This is a genomic window from Psychrobacter piscatorii, assembly GCF_043641605.1.
In the GTDB taxonomy this organism is placed as follows: domain Bacteria; phylum Pseudomonadota; class Gammaproteobacteria; order Pseudomonadales; family Moraxellaceae; genus Psychrobacter; species Psychrobacter piscatorii_C.
The window spans coordinates 509,655-528,916 of record NZ_JBHZRK010000001.1; the positions used below are offsets into that span (position 1 = coordinate 509,655).

The 19,262-nt window shown below is 43.5% G+C and carries 13 protein-coding genes; 9 read left to right on the forward strand and 4 right to left on the reverse strand.

The genetic code is table 11. The features are described from left to right. Positions 1-46 precede the first annotated feature (46 nt). From ACHUET_RS02185 to cysM, 4 genes are all read right to left on the reverse strand, one after another. The gene (locus ACHUET_RS02185; RefSeq protein WP_394210257.1) at positions 47-2,584 is read right to left on the reverse strand and encodes a RelA/SpoT family protein; all 2,538 of its coding nucleotides are present in this window, start codon (positions 2,582-2,584) and stop codon (positions 47-49) included. A gap of 381 nt (positions 2,585-2,965) precedes the next feature. Continuing rightward, positions 2,966-4,522, reverse strand: a complete 1,557-nt coding sequence (gene rlmD / locus ACHUET_RS02190) for a 23S rRNA (uracil(1939)-C(5))-methyltransferase RlmD (protein WP_394210260.1) — start codon at positions 4,520-4,522, stop codon at positions 2,966-2,968. Between the two features lie 62 nt (positions 4,523-4,584). Beyond that, positions 4,585-5,409, reverse strand: coding sequence for a 3'-5' exonuclease (locus ACHUET_RS02195; protein ID WP_394210261.1), 825 nt, complete (start codon positions 5,407-5,409; stop codon positions 4,585-4,587). A gap of 24 nt (positions 5,410-5,433) precedes the next feature. Further along, positions 5,434-6,393, reverse strand: coding sequence for a cysteine synthase CysM (gene cysM / locus ACHUET_RS02200; RefSeq protein ID WP_394210348.1), 960 nt, complete (start codon positions 6,391-6,393; stop codon positions 5,434-5,436). A 593-nt stretch (positions 6,394-6,986) separates the two neighbouring features. On the opposite strand from cysM, the gene ACHUET_RS02205 reads away from it, so the two are divergent. The 9 genes from ACHUET_RS02205 (at position 6,987) to rpsB (ending at position 19,078) form a co-directional block, all read left to right on the forward strand. Beyond that, positions 6,987-10,484, forward strand: a complete 3,498-nt coding sequence (locus ACHUET_RS02205; RefSeq protein ID WP_394210263.1) for an ATP-binding protein — start codon at positions 6,987-6,989, stop codon at positions 10,482-10,484. A gap of 209 nt (positions 10,485-10,693) precedes the next feature. Beyond that, on the forward strand, positions 10,694-11,506 hold the full coding sequence (locus ACHUET_RS02210) for a crotonase/enoyl-CoA hydratase family protein (protein ID WP_394210265.1): 813 nt from the start codon (positions 10,694-10,696) through the stop codon (positions 11,504-11,506). Positions 11,507-11,800: 294 nt separating this feature from the next. Continuing rightward, positions 11,801-13,060 (forward strand): multidrug effflux MFS transporter, encoded by a 1,260-nt coding sequence (locus ACHUET_RS02215; RefSeq protein WP_075107664.1) that lies wholly within the window; start codon positions 11,801-11,803, stop codon positions 13,058-13,060. Positions 13,061-13,405: 345 nt separating this feature from the next. Beyond that, positions 13,406-14,278 carry a transporter substrate-binding domain-containing protein gene (locus ACHUET_RS02220; RefSeq protein WP_394210267.1) on the forward strand — a complete coding sequence of 291 codons (873 nt, stop codon included), beginning with the start codon at positions 13,406-13,408 and terminating at the stop codon, positions 14,276-14,278. Positions 14,279-14,290: 12 nt separating this feature from the next. Next, complete coding sequence (locus tag ACHUET_RS02225; protein WP_394210269.1) at positions 14,291-16,498, forward strand: ATP-binding protein; 2,208 nt, start codon at positions 14,291-14,293, stop codon at positions 16,496-16,498. Positions 16,499-16,560: 62 nt separating this feature from the next. Next, positions 16,561-16,923, forward strand: coding sequence for a response regulator (locus ACHUET_RS02230; protein WP_201600457.1), 363 nt, complete (start codon positions 16,561-16,563; stop codon positions 16,921-16,923). A 30-nt stretch (positions 16,924-16,953) separates the two neighbouring features. Next, positions 16,954-17,403: a chemotaxis protein CheX gene (locus ACHUET_RS02235; RefSeq protein WP_201600454.1), complete on the forward strand. Its 450-nt coding sequence runs from the start codon at positions 16,954-16,956 to the stop codon at positions 17,401-17,403. 38 nt (positions 17,404-17,441) lie between these two features. Next, a complete protein-coding gene (locus ACHUET_RS02240) occupies positions 17,442-17,891 on the forward strand; it encodes a chemotaxis protein CheX (protein WP_201600451.1) in 450 nt (149 codons plus the stop codon). A 401-nt stretch (positions 17,892-18,292) separates the two neighbouring features. Then, the gene (gene rpsB, locus ACHUET_RS02245; protein ID WP_186475105.1) at positions 18,293-19,078 is read left to right on the forward strand and encodes a 30S ribosomal protein S2; all 786 of its coding nucleotides are present in this window, start codon (positions 18,293-18,295) and stop codon (positions 19,076-19,078) included. Positions 19,079-19,262: the final 184 nt, after the last annotated feature.

Sequence of the window (19,262 nt, forward strand, 5' to 3'; positions counted from 1 at the left end):
TGACAACTCTATTTTTGAGTGAATGATTGGTAGCTTAGCATTTCAATTAAGCCACAGCGCGACGAGCATGCAAGATACCGTGCTGTTGTTCTAGTTTGGCGAGTAGCTTAGATAGATGCGCCAGCCCTGAAACTTCAATATGAAATTTCAAAAAGGCGATATTGTCATCGTTACTAAGCGTTTCAACTTTGCGGATATTGACATTCTCTTTATCAATGATCTGTGTCAAATCACGCAACAGGCCGCGTCTGTCATACGCCTCTACGTGGATATCAACCGGCTGATAGCGACCAGATTGTACTTGCCAAGCTGCCTTTATTTTGCGCTCAGGATCACGCTCGACCAAGCGCAGATACTCAGGGCAACCGCGGTTATGAACGCTGACACCTCGCGATAAGGTAATGTATCCAGCAATTGGCTCACCATGTACAGGGTGGCAGCAGCCTGCTAAATTGATTTCAATATTATCCAGACCATCGATACGGATTTTGTAGGCATCGAGCTTGCTTGCATCTCTAGTATCGACGTGCGGTGCAAAGTTCTCTGGTGGTATCTCAGGCTCCAGATGTAGCTGCCGAGAAATATGGCTGGTCAGCTGATTGAGACCAATATCACCTGTGACAAGCCCCACGATAATATCATCAGTCGTATTGACGTGGAAATGCTGGATATAGTCATTTAAGTCAATGCTATTGGGATGCACGGATAGGCGCTCAAGCTCTTTGCTAAGCATCTGACGACCTATTTCAATATTCTTATCACGGTCTTGTTTGTTGAACCATTGACGCAGTTTTGAGCGTGCGCGGTTGGTATGAATATAGCCCAGTGAGGCAACTAACCAATCACGATTGGGCTCACGCGATGCCTTAGTGATGATCTCAACTTGCTCCCCTGTTTTTAGCTGATAAGTCAATGGCACATAACGCTGATTGACTCGGGCTGCCTGCGCACGGTTACCAACTTGGGTATGCACATAATAGGCAAAATCGAGAACGGTTGCACCTTTTGGTAGCTCGGTGATGTCGCCGTCACGGCTGAAAATATAGATACGCTCGAGCTCATCAAAATCAACGAGTTGCTCTTCTTCGTCAAACTCCATGTCATCTAGCTCTTCGCCTGTCATGACAGATGAGCGTGGCTGATTACGGGTCTCGTTGTTAATAGAAAGTAGCTGACGTAGCGAGCTGATTCTTTGATTTAAGTAGTTGTCTTTTTTATTCTTCAGGCCTTCTTTGTAATTGACATGTGCGCACATGCCAAGCTCTGCCTCAAAGTGCATTTCTTGAGTACGAATCTGTACTTCAAGCGATTTGTTTTCGGCAATGACGGCGGTATGTAGTGAGCGGTAGCCGTTTGACTTTGGGTTGGTAATATAATCGTCAAATTGCTCAGGAATATAACGCCACAAACCATGTACCAAGCCTAAGACGTGATAACAGTCTGAAGGATTATTGACCAATACTCGTAATGCACGAATATCATAAAGCTGGTCAAAGGATAAACCTTTGAGCTTCATTTTGCGGTAAATAGAATAGATGTGCTTAACACGTCCGGATACTTCGCCCTCAATGCCAGCATTCGATAATGCCTCATTAAGCTTATCTTCTACACGCTGAATGTAAGACTCACGTTCGCTTCGCTTTTCGGAGAGTAGTTTGGCAATCTCTTTATACCTATCGGGTGCAAGGTATCGAAACGCTAGATCCTCAAGCTCCCATTTAAGCTGCGCGATACCTAGGCGATGCGCTAATGGGGCATAAATAGTCATGACCTCACGCGCGACACGAGTTTGACGCTCGGGCCTAGAAAACGTCAACTCACGCATGGCAAAGGTACGCTCTGCCAATTTGATGAGTACCACACGCACGTCGTTAGTGACAGAGATGAGCATGCTATAAATATTTGATAGCTGGTCACGCTGATTATTGACGAAATGATCTTCTAAGCGTTTATTGCTCTCAATAATCTCTGAGAGTTTTCCCATTGCTAAAGTATCTTTGACAAGGGTTAGGATATCCGGACCAAAATTTTTCTCGACTTCAGCGAGACTAATGATCGATTTGCGTGCACTGCGATATAGCATGGCAGCAACAAGCGCGTCTTCATCTTGATAGAGATAGGTCAATATGTCTGTCATGCCAATACCAGTGACGTAAGCACCTGAGCGCTCAGACTCGCTAGTATTCATGTGGCTACGGATAAACTCACAAGCAGCACTCAGATGAGGTACAGACTCTTGTCCGATACGCTTCGCCACATTGTCGAGCCAAGTGGGTACATCAATATTGGCTTGATCTAAATCAATGGATTCGAGCTCTTCGTCTGAGAGCGTATAGGTGTTGTCCAGATACTCGTTTTCAAGCGTCGGGTCGAGGCCATCATAAGTATGTGCCGCTGATCGATCGAAAGTCGTATGTAGCTTGTGAGTTGACAGCTGGTATTTGATATCGAGGGGAATTTGGGCGTAACTATTGGCAGACTGGTGGGAGCGTTGGCTCGCCACCAATTGCGCCGCAAGTGCTGCACTATCGGCCTGCGTGGTTTGTCCATCCACCAGCGGTAATCCTTCACGAATTTTTACCATAGCCGACTCCTCTTAGCTATTTTGAATTGATTATAACCTCATCTACTATGCACACACTCTGAATGAACGATTCATAAAGTGCCAGCTATAAACCAATACAACTGCTAAAAATCTGATTTTTAGCAGCTATAAAATGCGCGTAAAATATATAAAGCTATGAGTGCAAGTACTTCTTATACCCTTATTTAAAACATAAGAAGATTGTTTAGTATTATCTCACTTTGAAGTGACAAATCAAGCGAGGCTCTGTAATGACTATGGTTAATTGCGTGAAATAGCCGCGACTTATTGGCAAAAACTCATCCACATTTTGGGTTGGGCTATGCTGCTATGAAACGGCTATTTTGGATGCTCTCATTAATCGCATCATAAGGGTCAAAATTAAATCGCGACTTTTTCGAAGCGAGCGATAGATTCAACATGACCCGTATGACAGAACATATCCATGACGCCAGCATGAGTCAGACGATAGCCTTGCTCTAACAATGCTTTTGTATCACGAGCGAGGGTTGCTGGGTTACAGGAGACATAAACAATGCGCTCAGCATTGAATTTTGGCAAATACTGCATGATCTCCCAAGCGCCAGAGCGTGGTGGATCGATTAATAACGCGTCAAAGCCTTGATTGGCCCATGGCTTGTCCGTACAGTCTTTCGTCAAATCTTGGCTATAAAACTCAGTATTGTTGATACCGTTGCGACGCGCATTGTCAGCAGCACGCTCAGTCATGGCTTCGCTACCTTCGACCCCAACTACTGAGCCGGTCTCACCAACGAGGCGCGCGAGTGGCAAGCTAAAGTTGCCCAGACCGCTGAATAAATCCAATACTCGCTCACCTGTTTTTAAGTCTAACAAGTCACAAGCCAGCTTGGTCATTTGGCGGTTGACAGACAGATTGACTTGGGTAAAATCAGTAGGAATAAACTCAAACGTCAAATCATACTCTGGCAGTTGATAATACAAACGACCAAATTGTTCGCTCAAATCATCAGTATCTGTTAGTGCAATACGCTGGATGCTATCAGCGCCTTTCGACTGTAGATATAGCTGCCAATTGCGCACCGCAAAAAAACTTTTTAATTTGTCTATATCAGCATCTGACAATGGTTCTAAGTGACGCACGATAAGTGCAACGGGTTGGTTGCCATCAGGGAGTTCTGGCAATTCCTCACCCATCGCAAGCTCAAGCTGGGCAATCTTGTCACGGCTCTCTAGCGTGCTGATGAGCGTTTTTAGATTTTCGATCTCAAAACCAATACGTGGGTCTAAGATATGACACTCATTTAGCTCTGCCAAAAAGTTACTTGAGCGTTCACGAAAGCCAACAAGCGCGGTTTCTTTTTTGACGACATAGCGCACGCCCAATCGTGCTTTGGTACGATAGCCGAGGCGATCGCCGACGACAGGCGCGAGCCAATTATCAGGCTCTGCATTGGCTTGATGCATCAGCATCTCGGCAAGTACGGACTGCTTAAAGTTTATCTGTGCCTCTGGCTCCCAGTGCTGCAAGTTGCAGCCACCGCAGACGCCAAAATGTGGACAAGGCGGCACAGCACGTTCAGGATTTGGATTGGCAGTGATGCTGATTGCATCGCCTTCCTCAAAACTGGCACGGCTATTGGTTATTTTGACCAATGCGCTTTCACCTGGCAGCGCAAAACTCACAAAGACTGTTTTGCCATGCTTGTCTTCAGCGTGACCATCATCAACCCCAAAACCATTGCCATAGATGGCAACACCGCGACCGTCATGCGACAATCTATCAACGGTAAAAGGAATCGGCTCTGCATCTTTTAGACGACGACGCGTTTTTGATGAGGGCTTAGATTTTTTCTTGCTAGGCGGAATAGCAATCGTTTGGGTATCACTGGTTTGAGTAACATTGTTCTGCGATGTTGCATCAGTTGCTGTCGACGTTTTGGAATCGGTGGGTTGCATAAACCTGCCTTAATAATAAATAACTATAAGAGGAGAATAACAAACTGCTAATAATACGGTTTCTATAATTTGGGTGCCGATGACCAATCAGCGATGAACTCTTGATGTCGCGGGCTACCATCGGCTTGGGTATATTTGGCTAGATAGTCGTAGCTCTGCTGTTGCCAAGCATCGAAGTCTGGTGAGGACAGCTTTCCTGTCAGACGTAGCCAACGAAGATAGATGAGCCAAGTGTTCATCACATCAGACTCACAATAGATGGAGAGTGTCTGCCAATCACCACTACTGACGAGCGCGCCCACCATGCTACCATCAACGTCAGTTTTGCCCGGTAATCCATATAAACTGGCGACGATATCCATGGCTTCGCGGCGACTGGCACCGTACTGACTAAACCGATCCATCAAATCAAGGTGACGCGTATGGAAACGATTGACGTAGTTATCAAAGCGCATATTTTTGATACGTTCGCCTTCTTCAAACAGCCATGGCGCTGACAAATCATATTGCATAGCGCGATATATCAGTACAGGTATGTCAAAGCCTGAACCATTCCAGCTGATGAGCTGTGGCAAGGTTTCAAGATCACTGAATGCCCGAAAAAACTTGGCAAGAATGTCTTTTTCGCTAAACTTATCTGCGGTCAACGAAAATAGCGATAACTTGCCATCTTTGATATATAAAGCGGAAATACAGACAATGCGCTGCAATGGCAAGCGCATAAAATCGTGTCCTGCCTCTTGCGTGCGTATCGCCGTCAGCGCGCTCAACGTATCTGCATCATTAAGATCGGCCAATTGCGGATAGATACGGCGAGCCGCATCGATATCGGCGACCGTCTCAATATCAAAAACTAGTATAGGGTCGGACGGTAGAGCTTGTGACATAAAGAATCCTGCATTGTTATAAGCTTACTGTGCTGCGTTATCTGCACCATTATCGATATGACTGTCATCAACATTGTATAAACCTGTCGATAAATAACGGTCTCCACGATCACAGACGATAAAGGCGATAACGGCATCAGGATTATTTTTGGCTACTTGCGTTGCTGCCCATGCCGCTGCACCTGAGGACACTCCAGCAAAAATACCTTCAGTTTTTGCCAGTTTGCGCATGTAGACTTCAGCGATACGCTGATCGACATCCATAATCTCATCGACCAAATCTGCGTCAAAAATACCCGGCATATATGCGGCAGGCCAACGGCGGATGCCAGCAATAGAAGCTTCCTCATCAGGTTGCAAACCAATGATTTTGACGTCTGGATTTTGTTCTTTCAAATAACGTGAGACACCAGTGATGGTACCAGTGGTGCCCATGGAGCTAATAAAATGGGTGATTTTACCGTCAGTTTGCGCCCACAGCTCAGGCCCTGTAGTCAGGTAATGCGCGTGGCTATTGTCAGGATTATTAAACTGATCCAAGACGATGCCTTTACCATCGGCTTGCATCTGCAATGCCAAATCACGCGCCGCTTCCATGCCTTCATCGACTTCGATCAACGTCGCGCCGTAAGCAATCATGGCATCTTTGCGCTCTTGAGTAGAGTTGGTTGGCATCAGTAATGTCATCGGATAGCCGCGCATCGCCGCGACCATGGCTAATGCAATGCCAGTATTGCCGCTAGTGGCTTCAATCAACGTGTCGCCGGGTTTGATATCACCGCGCTGTTCCGCTTGATAAATCATATTAAAAGCAGGGCGATCTTTTACAGAGCCAGCAGGGTTATTGCCTTCTAATTTGGCCAATAACATCGCGCCATTTTCGATATGCTCTTGTTCAGGTAGACGCTGCAGTTTAACCAGTGGCGTTTGACCGACACAATCGGCAAGCGTGGTCACTTGAGTGATAAAGTTGGCATTTGACATGGCCGTCGCGGACATAAGGTATCCTTATTTATTTTTTAAAATATGTACTTGGGTGATCGCTTTGATTGGATCACTGTTTTTTATTGTTTGATCATAATTTGAGACAGCCGTTTTGTATATTGGTTTATGGTGATAAGCAAACCAAAACTTGGCGGCATTAGAGCACGCTCTCATTCATCATGAGGGTGAGCGGTCTATTGTGGCAAATAAAAAGTTGCGTCATTATATCATTTTGTTGCTAGCTGCGCTTATTGCATAAAAGAATAATGGTCACTGGGTTAGCCTATGACTGGTCATGTTTTGAGTGAGGCATCAATGTGTTTGGCAGTGTGGCCACGCTGTTTTTTGATAAAGTCAGTTTGTGATAGAGCAAGTCAACATTTAGCACGTCTTATCAAGAGTCTGTTAGTCAAAGTGACTATTTGACCAACCTCTAATGTTTAACCGCCATTTATAGAATCCTGTTAAGATAATCTTGAGCCATAAAAGGCGTATCATTAAAAAACAAGCTAGCAAGCTTAAGCATTTTTTATGGTAGCGTAGAGACCGTAACAAAATTCACAGACAGCATTTTCGTAGAGAGTAGAGCGAGCATGGCATATAAAAAACGTTTCAATACCAGCAGTGCCTATGGGCAGCTGATTATACTGGTGTTTTTACCCATCTGCGTGTTGGCTGCGGTGGGCGGTATTTTGGTATTTCACGAAACCATGCGTGCGAGCGATTCTGAGCAAGAAGTGTTGGCTGAAGCGGTGCTGATTCGTTATACACCCGCCATTGCAGAGCTGATTCCTGATTTATTAGAGCAAGAGCGTCAGCAGATAGGCAGCGGCGCTGCGGATGCGTCGCAAACGGCGATGACGACGCTCGAAAGCATACAAGATAAACTCGGGCGTATGCAGTCTGAGCAGCACGTACAGCGTATTGCTATTATCAATGAAGGCAATCAAGTATTGGCTACGGTAGGCTATGGTCTGAACGAGAAATGGCCGCTAATCAGTGATTCAGCAAAGTTTTTATCGCAAAAACCAACGCCTGTAGGCACGGCATATGGCAGCGTGTTGGGTGAGTTTGAAGGGCAGACGTTGTGGCTACTGGTCGATATGGATAACGAACCTCTTTATATCGCTCGTTATCGGATTGCGATGGCGCTGGTAATTACCGGCTTGTTCACTATTTTAATATTATTACTCAGCTTAAATATTTACTCAAAACGTTGGATTGCACCTATCTACGAGCTGCGTTTGCAATTGCAACGTACCCATGTTGATAACTTATATCAGCCTGTACCAGTAGAGTCGGATGGTGAGCTTAATTTATTACAGCAAGATTTGGTCAAGACATTCCGTCGACTCCATAGAAGTTTTCAAGAGCTTAAAGACCATGCCGAGCAAACCGAAGACGATCTGCGTTTGGCATTTGATGAGATGGAAATGCAAAACATCTCTATTCGAAATGCGCGTGATGCTGCCATCTCGACCAGCCAAGCCAAGTCAGCGTTTTTAGCGAATATCAGTCATGAGCTGCGCACGCCGTTGAACAGTATCGATGGTTTTATTAACTTATTAGCGCGTCACGGTGAGCTCAATCCTGAACAGGATTTATATGTGCAGACTATCCGCAAATCCTCAGCTCACCTGCTTGCTTTGGTCAATGACGTTCTAGATTTTTCTAAGATTGAGGCGGGCAAGCTGGTGCTTGATCGTCATGAATTTGATTTGTATGACACCATTTATGATGTGGTTGATATGCTCTCTCCTGTCTCTGCGGAGAAAGGTCTGCGTATGGCTGTTTTGTTCTATAACGATGTGCCAATGCGTATCAATGGCGATGCGCTACGCCTCAAGCAAGTATTGACCAATATAGTGGGGAATGCCATCAAGTTCACAGATAGTGGCGATGTGGTCGTACGAGTCAGCTTGGATGATCACCGTGATAACTATTTGATGATCAGTGTGCAAGACAGTGGTAAAGGCATTTCACTTGCTGATCAAAAAATGCTGTTTCAGAGCTTTAGCCAAGGTGATCCGTCAATCACGCGCCAATATGGTGGTACGGGATTGGGGCTGGTTATCTCCAAGCAATTAACGCGTCTAATGGGCGGTGATATTGGTTTTCATGACAATGCTCAAGAGAACATCGCCAATCAAGGCGCGACGTTTTGGTTCCGCATGCCAGCCCATGTCGACGTGCTAGAAGCGCCAACTGGTCAGACTATTGAGCTGCCAGTATTGGCACCGCTTGCGAGCGAGACTGATGAATTTAACGTCTTGGTTTGGATTAGCCATACCGCCTCAATACAAGTGCTGAAGGCCAGCTTGCAGTACTTACCGATTAAACTTACCCAAGCCAATTCATTACCAGGGGTACTTGAGTCACTCAAAGAGCATGGCAACTTTTGGGATTGGGTTATTGTTGATGATGACACGCAAGACGATATGATGGCCTTACTTAAGCAAATCCGTCTCCATTATCAAGGCAAACTTGCCGTATTTGGCTATCAAGTGGCGGCTGACCAAGCGCTACTGAACCGTTATCAAGCCAATATCTTGTATGAGCCGTTGGACAAAAGACAGCTATATGCGATGCTTGATACACAAAACCGTAGTATGCCAAAGAGCTTACAAGAACCGCGCTGGAAAGGCGTGACTGTATTAGCCGTCGATGATCACCTGCCAAATTTATTGGTTCTCGATGCATTACTGAGCGAGCTTGGCATTCAGGTAATGACTGCAAGTAGTGGCTTTGATGCGATAGAGATTATCAGCAAACAACAAACCAAAAACATCAAATCTGCTAAAAACGATAAGCAGAGTCTGTCGAATAAAACGCAACTCTCAAAAGCCGAAACACGTGATGAGGTCAATAAAAAATCAAGCAATACATTCTATGCTGAAGATATGGGTATCGACGATAAAATCGCTGCCCAAGACAAAAATCATATCGATTTGATATTTATGGATATCCAAATGCCGCGTATGTCAGGTCATGAAGCAGCCAAGCAAATTCGCAACATTGAGGCTACGGACAGTCGTATTCCTATTATCGCCTTGACAGCCCATGGCCTAGCTGATGAGCGTGATAAACTTATCGCTAGTGGTATCAACGACTACGTTGGTAAACCAATCAGCCAACCTCAGTTATTGCAAGTACTACAAAAGTGGCTAGGCCGAAAAAGTACCACGCCACAACTAACGGCATTGCCTGATACTGATTTGCAAGCTTCTAACTTACAAGCTTCTAATTTGCAAAGCTTCGATTCACAAAATACTGCTTCACAAAATACTGACTCTGAAAGTCTAAACCTCACAGAACAATCCAAGCCGCTTTCAGATCAAAAGACCGCCATCTATCCGATGGTCAAAGACAATGAAAACGTTCGTAATAGGACTGAAATCACAGAACCGCCAAAAGTCACTCGACCATTATCACTGAAAAAAATCCGGGATGACTACTTGCGTGACAGTCAGCCCCGTGACGATTATAGACGAGAGACTACCCGTGAGAACCAGCCTCGCTATGAGAGCCTACGTTTACACAAGCAAGGGCAAGAATCATTATTGCATCCACCAAAAGAACCGATAGATAATTCTGCTGAAGACATAACAGCGAATATGGATAAAAGGCTATATGAGCAAGCGGATCACAACCTTCATCAAAAAAACCTCAGTACAACGGATACGTCTGATATTTTAGACTGGCAAGATGCGCTTACTCGCTCAGCAAACAAACCTGATTTGGCAGCCAAGCTCATCATTATGATGCTCGATACGATCAACGAGGAAAAGCAAGCACTGACTCAAGCATGGGAAGCTCGTGATCGTAACTTGTTGGCACAAATCGCCCATCGCATATTGGGCGGCAGTCGTTATACAGGAGTGCCACAGCTACGTCAGGCCAGCCAAGACTTAGAGGACAAATGCTTATTGAATGTACAGCATACAACACCGGTACAATTCGCGATGATTGAGCCGTACTATGAGGCACTACTTACCGCGCTGAATAATTTACAAAACGTGGATTTATCGGCTTACCCTCAGCTCAACTATCATCGTTTGAGCGAAAATGACATGACGTGGAAAATGATTTAGAGCATGTAATCGGACCGTTATTATGCGATGGAGTAATTGAGTTTCATACGTTACCGATCACTAGCAGCCAGATAATGTGCGAATATTAAAAGGCAGACGCTTGATACAGTACCGTGGCAGTCAGTTATTGCTACGGTAGAGTAGGGTTAAGCCTGCTAATATTGTGACCATCATTACTATAGTTATTTTATTCATTAATAAGGATTATTATGAACGTGGTCGCCAGTTACCAGTATGAAACATTACAAGTGCGTGTCGTAGACAATATACTAACGGTCACCTTAAATCGTCCAAACAAAAAAAATGCCATGAGCTTTCAAGTTATAAATGAACTGATTACCGTGGCAGAGCGCATTGGCAAAGACAAAACGATACGCGCGGTTATTTTAAATGGTGCAGAAGGCACATTCTGTGCAGGTATTGATTTAGGAGATTTGAACCATCCAAAAAACCAAGCTTTTGCCATTTGGGAGCTGATTAAGCCTTGGCAAAGCTCATTCCAACGTGTCTGCTTGGTGTGGCGTGATCTACCAGTACCCGTTATTGCTGTACTAGAAGGCTACTGTATTGGCGCTGGACTACAACTGGCATTGGCCTGTGATGTGCGTATTAGCCATCCAGATTGCCAGCTGTCTATTATGGAGGCCAAATGGGGTTTGGTACCGGACATGGGATTGACACAGTCAGCATTTGGGGTGGTACGAGAAGACGTTCTCAAAGAGCTTGCCATGACTGCGCGTATCATTAATGCCAATGACGGCAAAGAATTAGGATTAATCAGTCATTGTAATGAGACGCCGCTTGAGCAAGCACAACAGCTGGCGGCTGAGTTTGCTGAGCGCTCTCCTGACGCTGTGCTAGCGAGCAAACGCGTAATTAATGCGATGTATGAGCAGCCTGCGACTACCTTATATAAAGAAAAAATCTGGCAGATTAAGATGATGCTTGGGCGCAATCGTAAACTTGCTCTGAGAAAAGCAAAGCAAGCTAGCACCGTATTTAGCAAACGTCAGTTCCGCTAAAACTTTCTCAGTTTTGGTAGATATGGTCTAAAGGATTTTATCTGAGACAATTTTGGCCTCAGTACTTAGAACAAAAGTAAGCCAAACATATTTTGACAGATTACGTTGATTGTTTTTAGTTGTTAAGGCTTGTTTCATTAGTTCCTTATGGCTATTGAAATACGAGTGGACAGCACGATATAACACTGTCCGCTTGCACAGATTTAGATAAAGATGCACTATTGTCTTTAAAAATATCTATTCTATGCATTTTACAAGCGCTTAAGTAATCATCACTATATAAATGGTCTAACTATGTCTGCCCCAAAATCCTCTCTCCCAAATAAACCTATCGCCTCCGAACGAGTACGCTCTGCTGATCTGCCTGTTGCATGGATTATGATGCTGGGATTAATGGTTGCGGTAGGACCGTTATCCATTGATATGTACCTGCCTGCGTTACCATCAATGGCAGATGATTTTGGCGTGTCTACGGCATTTATGGCCAACTCTGTGCCAGCGTATTTTTTGGGTTTGGTATTCGGGCAGTTATTTTATGGCCCTTTTAGTGATCGTGTCGGCCGTGTTAAGCCTTTATATATAGGTATGACACTGTATGTGATTGCGTCCATTCTTTGTGCGACCACTGACAATGAGTATGTATTATTTGTAGGGCGAACGATGCAGGCATTGGGCGCTTGTGTGGGAGCAGTGGTGACCCGAGCTGCTATTCGAGATCGCCTAACAGCCAAGCAAACCGCAAAAGCGTTTTCGATTATGATTTTGGTCATGGGCTTAGCACCCATATTAGCGCCGTCGCTTGGCGCACTGTTTTTACAGTTTTTTGATTGGCATTCCATTTTTTGGTTTTTGGCCGCTTTTGGTGCCCTAAATTTATTGCTTACCAAGTTTTTCTTTTTTGAGACATTGACTGAAGAAAATCGTAATGTGCGTCCTGCAAAAGAGGTGCTCAGTCAGTATTGGGATTTACTAAAAGATCCAACATTCAACTATCCAGCGATTGGTGGTGGGTTGTTGATGGGTGCGATGTTCGTCTACATCAGCTCAGCCTCTGAGCTTATCATGGATACCTATGGTGTATCGGCGACACATTTTGGCTGGTTATTTGGGATGAATGCAGCAGGCTTTGTAGGTTTGACTCAGTTGAACCAATGGCTCACCAATCGCTTTCGTATTTTAAGCATTCTGCGATTTGGTGCGATGATGCAGGTGATTTCTGCAGGCGTGCTGTTTGTGATAGGTCTGTTCTTGGGTACCGATGCTTGGTTACCACTGGTACTGGCTTGTATTTTCTTCTGTATTGCAGGTTTGGGTCTGAGTCAGCCTAATGCATCGGCAATTGCACTGGCCTTTCAGAAACGCCGCGCGGGCATGGCAAGTGCATTGCAAGGATCTCTTATGTTTTCAGTCGGTATTTTTGGTGGACTTTTATTGAATTTATTCCCCGTCAACCCAGTGCTTAAAATTGGTATTGCGATGTTTGCGCTGATGAGTATTGGTACCTTTTTGATTTGGCAGATAGATCGTAACTTAAATCTTGACGATGCAGAATAAATACAAGGTCTTATCGTAAACCGAGTACTTATAAAAAGCACCCATATATTCTAGATATATGGGTGCTTTTTTTTGGGTATTTTTATCTTTTACATAAGGTTTTCATTTTAAAAGTAATTTTTCTTTATGCTAAATAGAAAACATATGTTTTGTATATTCAAATATGTCTTATTTTACATATAACTTATCGTACATAATTGTCAAACTTTATTATTGCAAATGTAAAGTTAGGTAAGTATTATCTGACGTAACGTTATGTAAGTAAATATTATAGGAATATTGCCTAACCTCTCTAGATTGTCATTCATTAAATTGTATAACCACGTTAATTTTCAAGGATAGATTATGAAGCAGCTATACCGAATATTACCAGTCGTTTTAAGCGTAGGTATCTTTGGATGCAGCAACTCTAGTACACCAGAAAGTACTGCTGCTGAGAACACGCCTGCAGAAGGGCAGGAAGAGTTTGTCAGTAGCCTTCCAGATTCAGCGCCCGTTGTTAAGGTAGCCACTACAGGTACAACGCCGCCGTTTTCGTTCCAAGATGATTATGGCAATATGCAAGGTATTGATATTGATTCCATTCGCGCTATTGGCGAAGAACAGGGATTTAAGGTCGAATTCTATAAAGAAACTTGGCAAAACCTGTTTGACAGTGTTGAGTCAGGCAGTCGAGATTTGGGCATTGCAGGTATTTCTTATAAAGAAGATCGAGCGGTTAAATACGGTCTATCGACACCTTACTTTTTTAATCCAGCAGCCATCATGTATATTAAAGACGGTTTGAATGTCAACAGTTTAGAAGATTTACAAGGTATGAATGTAGAGGTTGTGGAAGGCACAAAGCAAGAAGATCAGCTAAAAGCAATGGGTAGTTATAGTAGTTTAACGACTAAAACTACTCCTTTTTTGATGTATGAGGATCTCGTACAAGGCAAGGTAGATGCTATATTGCATGATTTGCCTATTTTGCAATATACGGCAAAAAACTATCCAGAATATGACGTTAAAATTGTTCCTTATGAAGGTCAGGATAATCCAGCCGCTCAGCAAGTAATCTTGATGGCAAAAGGTAATAGTAAGCTTATCAATCAAGTAAATGACGGTATTGCCAAGCTAAAAGCGAATGGGACCTTTAAAGAGATCGAAACTCGCTGGCTTGGTGAGACAGAAAGTCCAACGGCTAGTACTTCTGCCACCACTGAACAAGCAAACTAAGGGACGATTGATATGGCTACAATAAATAATGTAGATAACAAACGTTATCGCGGCTTGATTATTTCGATTGCACTGTTTTTGTCTTTGATCGGTGCTTTGCTTGCATTTACTTTCTATACCTCAAGTTTGCTTGAAAGAAACACTGTATTGATTGATCAGACCAACCAAGTAGCAAACAGTGCACAGTCAGTAATTAAAGATTTGTTCGATTTGGATAGCAGTTACGGTGAAGATACCAAATCGCCGCACATTCAGCGCGTATTAGAGCGTTTGGAACAGAATACAGCACTGATTAACAATACGTTGACCGCTATCGGACAAGGCGGCACGATTACCGACGATGCTGATGGTAAAACGTATAAACTACCGAGCGTTAGTGGTAGTGCACAAGAAAGTGTACAAGCGGCAAACCAGCAATGGCAGCTACTTGAGCCTAGAATTGAAACTTACTTAAAAGATGCTGATAACGTACTGGTCGATTCATCAGATGACTTGACCCAAGCGGTAGAGCAGGCGAAAACCTCAAGTTTGCTAATGAACGAATCATTAGATGATTTGACCAACGAAGTGTTTGATGATGCAGAGCGCCAAGCCAATACCATTCGTTTGATTCAGGCACTTGGGGTTGTTGCGATTTTTGCTTACTTCTTGATCTTCGTATTCTTCTTTGTACGCCGCTTACGTGAGACGGATGCTGAGGCATTTGCTGCTCGTCGTGAAACGCAAGAAATTATGGAAACGGTAAATACGGGCCTATTCCTACTGGACAAAGACCTAAATATTGGTCAGCAGCACTCGCGCGCGCTTAACGGTATTGTCGGTTCTGATAGGCTAGCAGGAGAGAACTTTACCAACGTCTTGCGTGGTCGTATTTCTGACAAAGATCTTAAGACCACTCAGCAGTTCATCGAGCAGCTCTATAATCCTCGAGTTAAAGAAAAATTGGTAGATTCTCTAAATCCTTTGCACAAAGTGATGCTACATAACAGCTCTGATGATAAAGGACTTAACAATCGCTTCTTAGATTTTAAGTTCTCACGTGTTTATGAAAATAAAGACATTGCGCGTATTTTGGTTAACGTCAACGATGTGTCAGATGCTGTTTACTTAGAACAGCGTTTAGAAAAAGAGCGTTCGCAGAATGATATGCAGATTGAGATGCTAACCACTATCTTGAATGTAAATCCAAAAATCATTAATGAGTTCATTGGCAACACCCAAGCGCATATTGAGCGTATGAACAACATCTTGAAAAACCCTGGTAGCTCACAATACGAGCTAGAAGGGAAGCTAAAAGCTATCTATCGTGAAATGCATAGCTTGAAAGGTGAGGCTTCTGCGTTAAAATTGCATAGCTTTACCAAAATCGCCTCAGAGGCAGAAGATAAGCTGCATGCATTGCAAAATCAAGGTCAGCTATCGGGTAATGATTTCTTACAGTTGGCAGTACACTTAGATGACTTGTTGAGTCTATCAAATACCATTGCGACCTTGGGTGAACGCATCAACCGCTCAGCACCACCTAAAGCGGCGACAGCAAAAACAACCATAGCGTCTAGTGATGATATCTTAAACAGTAGCGTGTCAAAAGTGGCGGTTGCAAACCATCAGCCAGTGAACAGTATCGATACTGATGGTGGTCTAGAGATTGATCTAGATAATGAAAACGATGATCGACTGTCTTTTTACAATGAGTTTGCAAAAGAGATTGCCGCTAGACAAGGTAAACAAGTACAGCTAAAAAGCAATACGCTGACGCAAACGGAGATACCGGCGCATCTTGCAAAGCCAATCAAAGAAATTAGTATCCAGTTACTACGAAATGCTGTTGTGCATGGTATCGAAGCACCAAGTGTTCGTCATTCTGCGGGTAAGACTGAAGTTGGAACAATTGACTTAGAAGTACAAGACAACGGTTCAGATGTCACACTGGTCGTACAAGATGATGGTCAAGGTATCGACTATGACAGCATCCGTAATAAACTGAGCACAGAAGGTCGCTTTAGTGAGGAAGAAGCAAGTCAACTCAGTCAAGGCGATTTACTCAAGCAATTATTTTCTTCTGGGTTCTCAACCAAAGAAAACGCAGATGAAGATGGTGGACGCGGCGTTGGACTTGATATTATCAAAGCGCAAGTAAAAGACTACAATGGCAAGCTGAATGTAAATAGTGAGCTGGGTCAGATGACGCGGTTTGTCATTACTTTACCGAAAGCTTAATTAAAAACAGTAAACATATTGTCAGGGACGACAAGCACTTCATTAAAGGTAATAGATAAGTTATGCATAAATTAATGATTGTTGATGATTCGAATATTATCAGAAACCGTATTCAGCGCGCATATGATTCAGGAAAGTTTATGCTGGTTGCTACCGCAACCAGTGGCGTTCAAGCCATTGAAAAGTTCAACATTCATCGTCCTGACGTGATCACGATGGACTTGACCATGCCACAAATGGATGGTCTTGAATGTATCGAAAAAATCATTGCGATTGATCCTGATGTACGTATTTTGGTAGTGTCAGCATTGTCTGATAAAGCCACTGGCATCGAAGCCTTATCATTGGGTGCTAGCGGTTTCTTATGCAAGCCCTTCTCAGAAGAGGAGCTCGTAGAGTCTTTATATGAGCTGATGCAAGACTAATACCATTCATCGACTAAAGCAGATGTCATTATGAAAGAACAAAAGCTACAGATTTTTTTGAGCATTATTAGTAACTATTTTAATCAGTTTGGCGGAGAAGAGCTAATTGCTGATACGCCTTATTTGTTAGAAAACAAGCAGCCAAAAGTCCATGACTATACCGGTGTTATCGGTATATCAGGCGCGCAGAAAGGCGTTGTGTATTTTTCGGCAACCCGTGAGTTACTGTCTTCAATATTGGACAGCATGGGTGAAACCGATAAGAGTGAGGAAAACTACATCGATTTGGCTGGTGAAGTTGCCAATACAATCGCGGGTAATGCGCGCAAAGAGTTTGGTGCAGAGTTTCATATCTCTGTACCCTTCGTATTCAAAGGCGCACCGCAAAGTATTGTATTGCCAAACGATGAGCGTTCTTTTATCATTCCTATCACTTGGCACTCACAAGTTGGCGAGATTGTGGTTTGTTTGCAGGACTAATGCTGCTGCCACGTAATACAGATGGATATTAATATATTATGTTTAAAGTAGAAAAGTTGGGTGTGTTTCTAAGCTCGATCAATGCATTTTTTGCGCAGATCGACGGCTCAGAAGTATCTATCGATACCCCTTATTTGAACAACAATAAAACGGCAATTGGTTTTGATTATAGTGGTGTCATTAAGATATCAGGGCCTCTTGAAGGTTGCGTCTATGTCAGTGCACCAAGCGTAATGTTGCGAGAAGTGATAAAAGTGATGGGTGAGCCTGACTCTTCGATCACGATGATGAAAGACTTACTGGGTGAAATGGCCAATACCATCTCTGGTAATGCGCGTACAGAATTTGGTTCTGAATTCATTATCTCTCCGCCGCAGATCGTTGAAAGCGCACCAAGTGTATCTTACTTACCTAGAGATCGCCAAAGCTATATCACGCCATTCACATGGCGCGGTTACAAGGCTGTGATTGGTATCTGTATTGCATAATCTAATATGAAACCATTCATATAAAGTCTAAAGCCAGAAATAAAAAAGCGATACGAATGTGTCGCTTTTTTTTATCTTTCTATCCATAACTTTTGCTTTATATCTTATTGATACTCTACCAACAAACTGCTGGAGATTCAAAGGCGTTATGTGATAAAATACAGCGCAGCTATTTTTATAGTTTAGATTTGAAATTTTTTTTGAATCTGACCATAGCTTCTTTTTTAAACCAACCAATGACACACACATCATGGCAAAAAATTGCTGGGTGTTTGGCGACTTGATTAATTTGTGATCCGTTAGTGCTGTACTAATGAAAACTAACCGATAGCAAATGCGTGTCGCTAAATAGGCTGTTTTTGTGATGTGGAGGCATAACCCAACCAATAGGATATATTCTCATGGCTACAAAGAATCCAACCAAAATCGAAATGCGCGACTTGCTACAAGCTGGCGCTCACTTTGGTCACCAAACACGCTTTTGGAACCCAAAAATGGGTCCTTACATCTTTGGTGCACGTAACAAGATCCATATCATCAACTTAGAGCACACCGTAAAAGCATTCAACGAAGCGTTGACTTATGTAAACGGCTTAGCTGCTAAGAAAAACAAAGTATTGTTCGTAGGTACTAAACGCGCTGCAAGCGGTATCGTTCGTGAGCAAGCGGCTCGCGCTGGTATGCCATACGTTGACCATCGCTGGTTAGGTGGTATGTTGACTAACTGGAAAACACTACGCCAGTCAATCAACCGTCTAAAAGAGCTTGAAAAGCAATCAGAAGACGGTACTTTCGCGAAGTTAACTAAGCGTGAAGCGCTAGAGCGTACTCGTGATATGGAAAAACTTGAGCGTTCACTAGGCGGTATCAAAGACATGGGCGGCCTACCTGATGCTATCTTCGTTGTAGACGTAGATCACGAAGCTATCGCTATTAAAGAAGCTAAAAACCTAGGTATCCCAGTTATCGGTATCGTTGATACTAACTCTAGCCCAGACAACGTTGACTACATCATCCCAGCTAACGATGATGCTATCCGTGCTGTGACTTTGTACGTAACTTCTATGGCTGATGCTATCATCGCTGGTAAAGAATACGCACAAACTCAAGCTGGCGGCAAAGCTGAGCAAGCACCTGCTACTGAAGAAGCACCAGCTGCAGAAGAAGCTGCAACTCCAGCTGAATAAATAGCTGAGTTAAAAAGTTTAACTTTGTAAGGATGTCTTGATAGTGTGACTATCAGCATCCATATAATGTTGTGAACAGCGTATGAGCTCATAATAGGCATGATGTAGTTTTACTCGTCATGCCTTGTTATTGAATAGAGCATTATTAATGAGGCCGTTACACATAACCGAGTAGCTAATGGGC

Bases quoted from the DNA above. Each gene is read 5' to 3' on its own strand.
- ACHUET_RS02185 (WP_394210257.1), bottom strand. From the start codon at position 2,584: ATGGTAAAAATTCGTGAAGGATTACCGCTGGTGGATGGACAAACCACG.
- rlmD (WP_394210260.1), bottom strand. From the start codon at position 4,522: ATGCAACCCACCGATTCCAAAACGTCGACAGCAACTGATGCAACATCG.
- ACHUET_RS02195 (WP_394210261.1), bottom strand. From the start codon at position 5,409: ATGTCACAAGCTCTACCGTCCGACCCTATACTAGTTTTTGATATTGAG.
- cysM (WP_394210348.1), bottom strand. From the start codon at position 6,393: ATGTCAAATGCCAACTTTATCACTCAAGTGACCACGCTTGCCGATTGT.
- ACHUET_RS02205 (WP_394210263.1), top strand. From the start codon at position 6,987: ATGGCATATAAAAAACGTTTCAATACCAGCAGTGCCTATGGGCAGCTG.
- ACHUET_RS02210 (WP_394210265.1), top strand. From the start codon at position 10,694: ATGAACGTGGTCGCCAGTTACCAGTATGAAACATTACAAGTGCGTGTC.
- ACHUET_RS02215 (WP_075107664.1), top strand. From the start codon at position 11,801: ATGTCTGCCCCAAAATCCTCTCTCCCAAATAAACCTATCGCCTCCGAA.
- ACHUET_RS02220 (WP_394210267.1), top strand. From the start codon at position 13,406: ATGAAGCAGCTATACCGAATATTACCAGTCGTTTTAAGCGTAGGTATC.
- ACHUET_RS02225 (WP_394210269.1), top strand. From the start codon at position 14,291: ATGGCTACAATAAATAATGTAGATAACAAACGTTATCGCGGCTTGATT.
- ACHUET_RS02230 (WP_201600457.1), top strand. From the start codon at position 16,561: ATGCATAAATTAATGATTGTTGATGATTCGAATATTATCAGAAACCGT.
- ACHUET_RS02235 (WP_201600454.1), top strand. From the start codon at position 16,954: ATGAAAGAACAAAAGCTACAGATTTTTTTGAGCATTATTAGTAACTAT.
- ACHUET_RS02240 (WP_201600451.1), top strand. From the start codon at position 17,442: ATGTTTAAAGTAGAAAAGTTGGGTGTGTTTCTAAGCTCGATCAATGCA.
- rpsB (WP_186475105.1), top strand. From the start codon at position 18,293: ATGGCTACAAAGAATCCAACCAAAATCGAAATGCGCGACTTGCTACAA.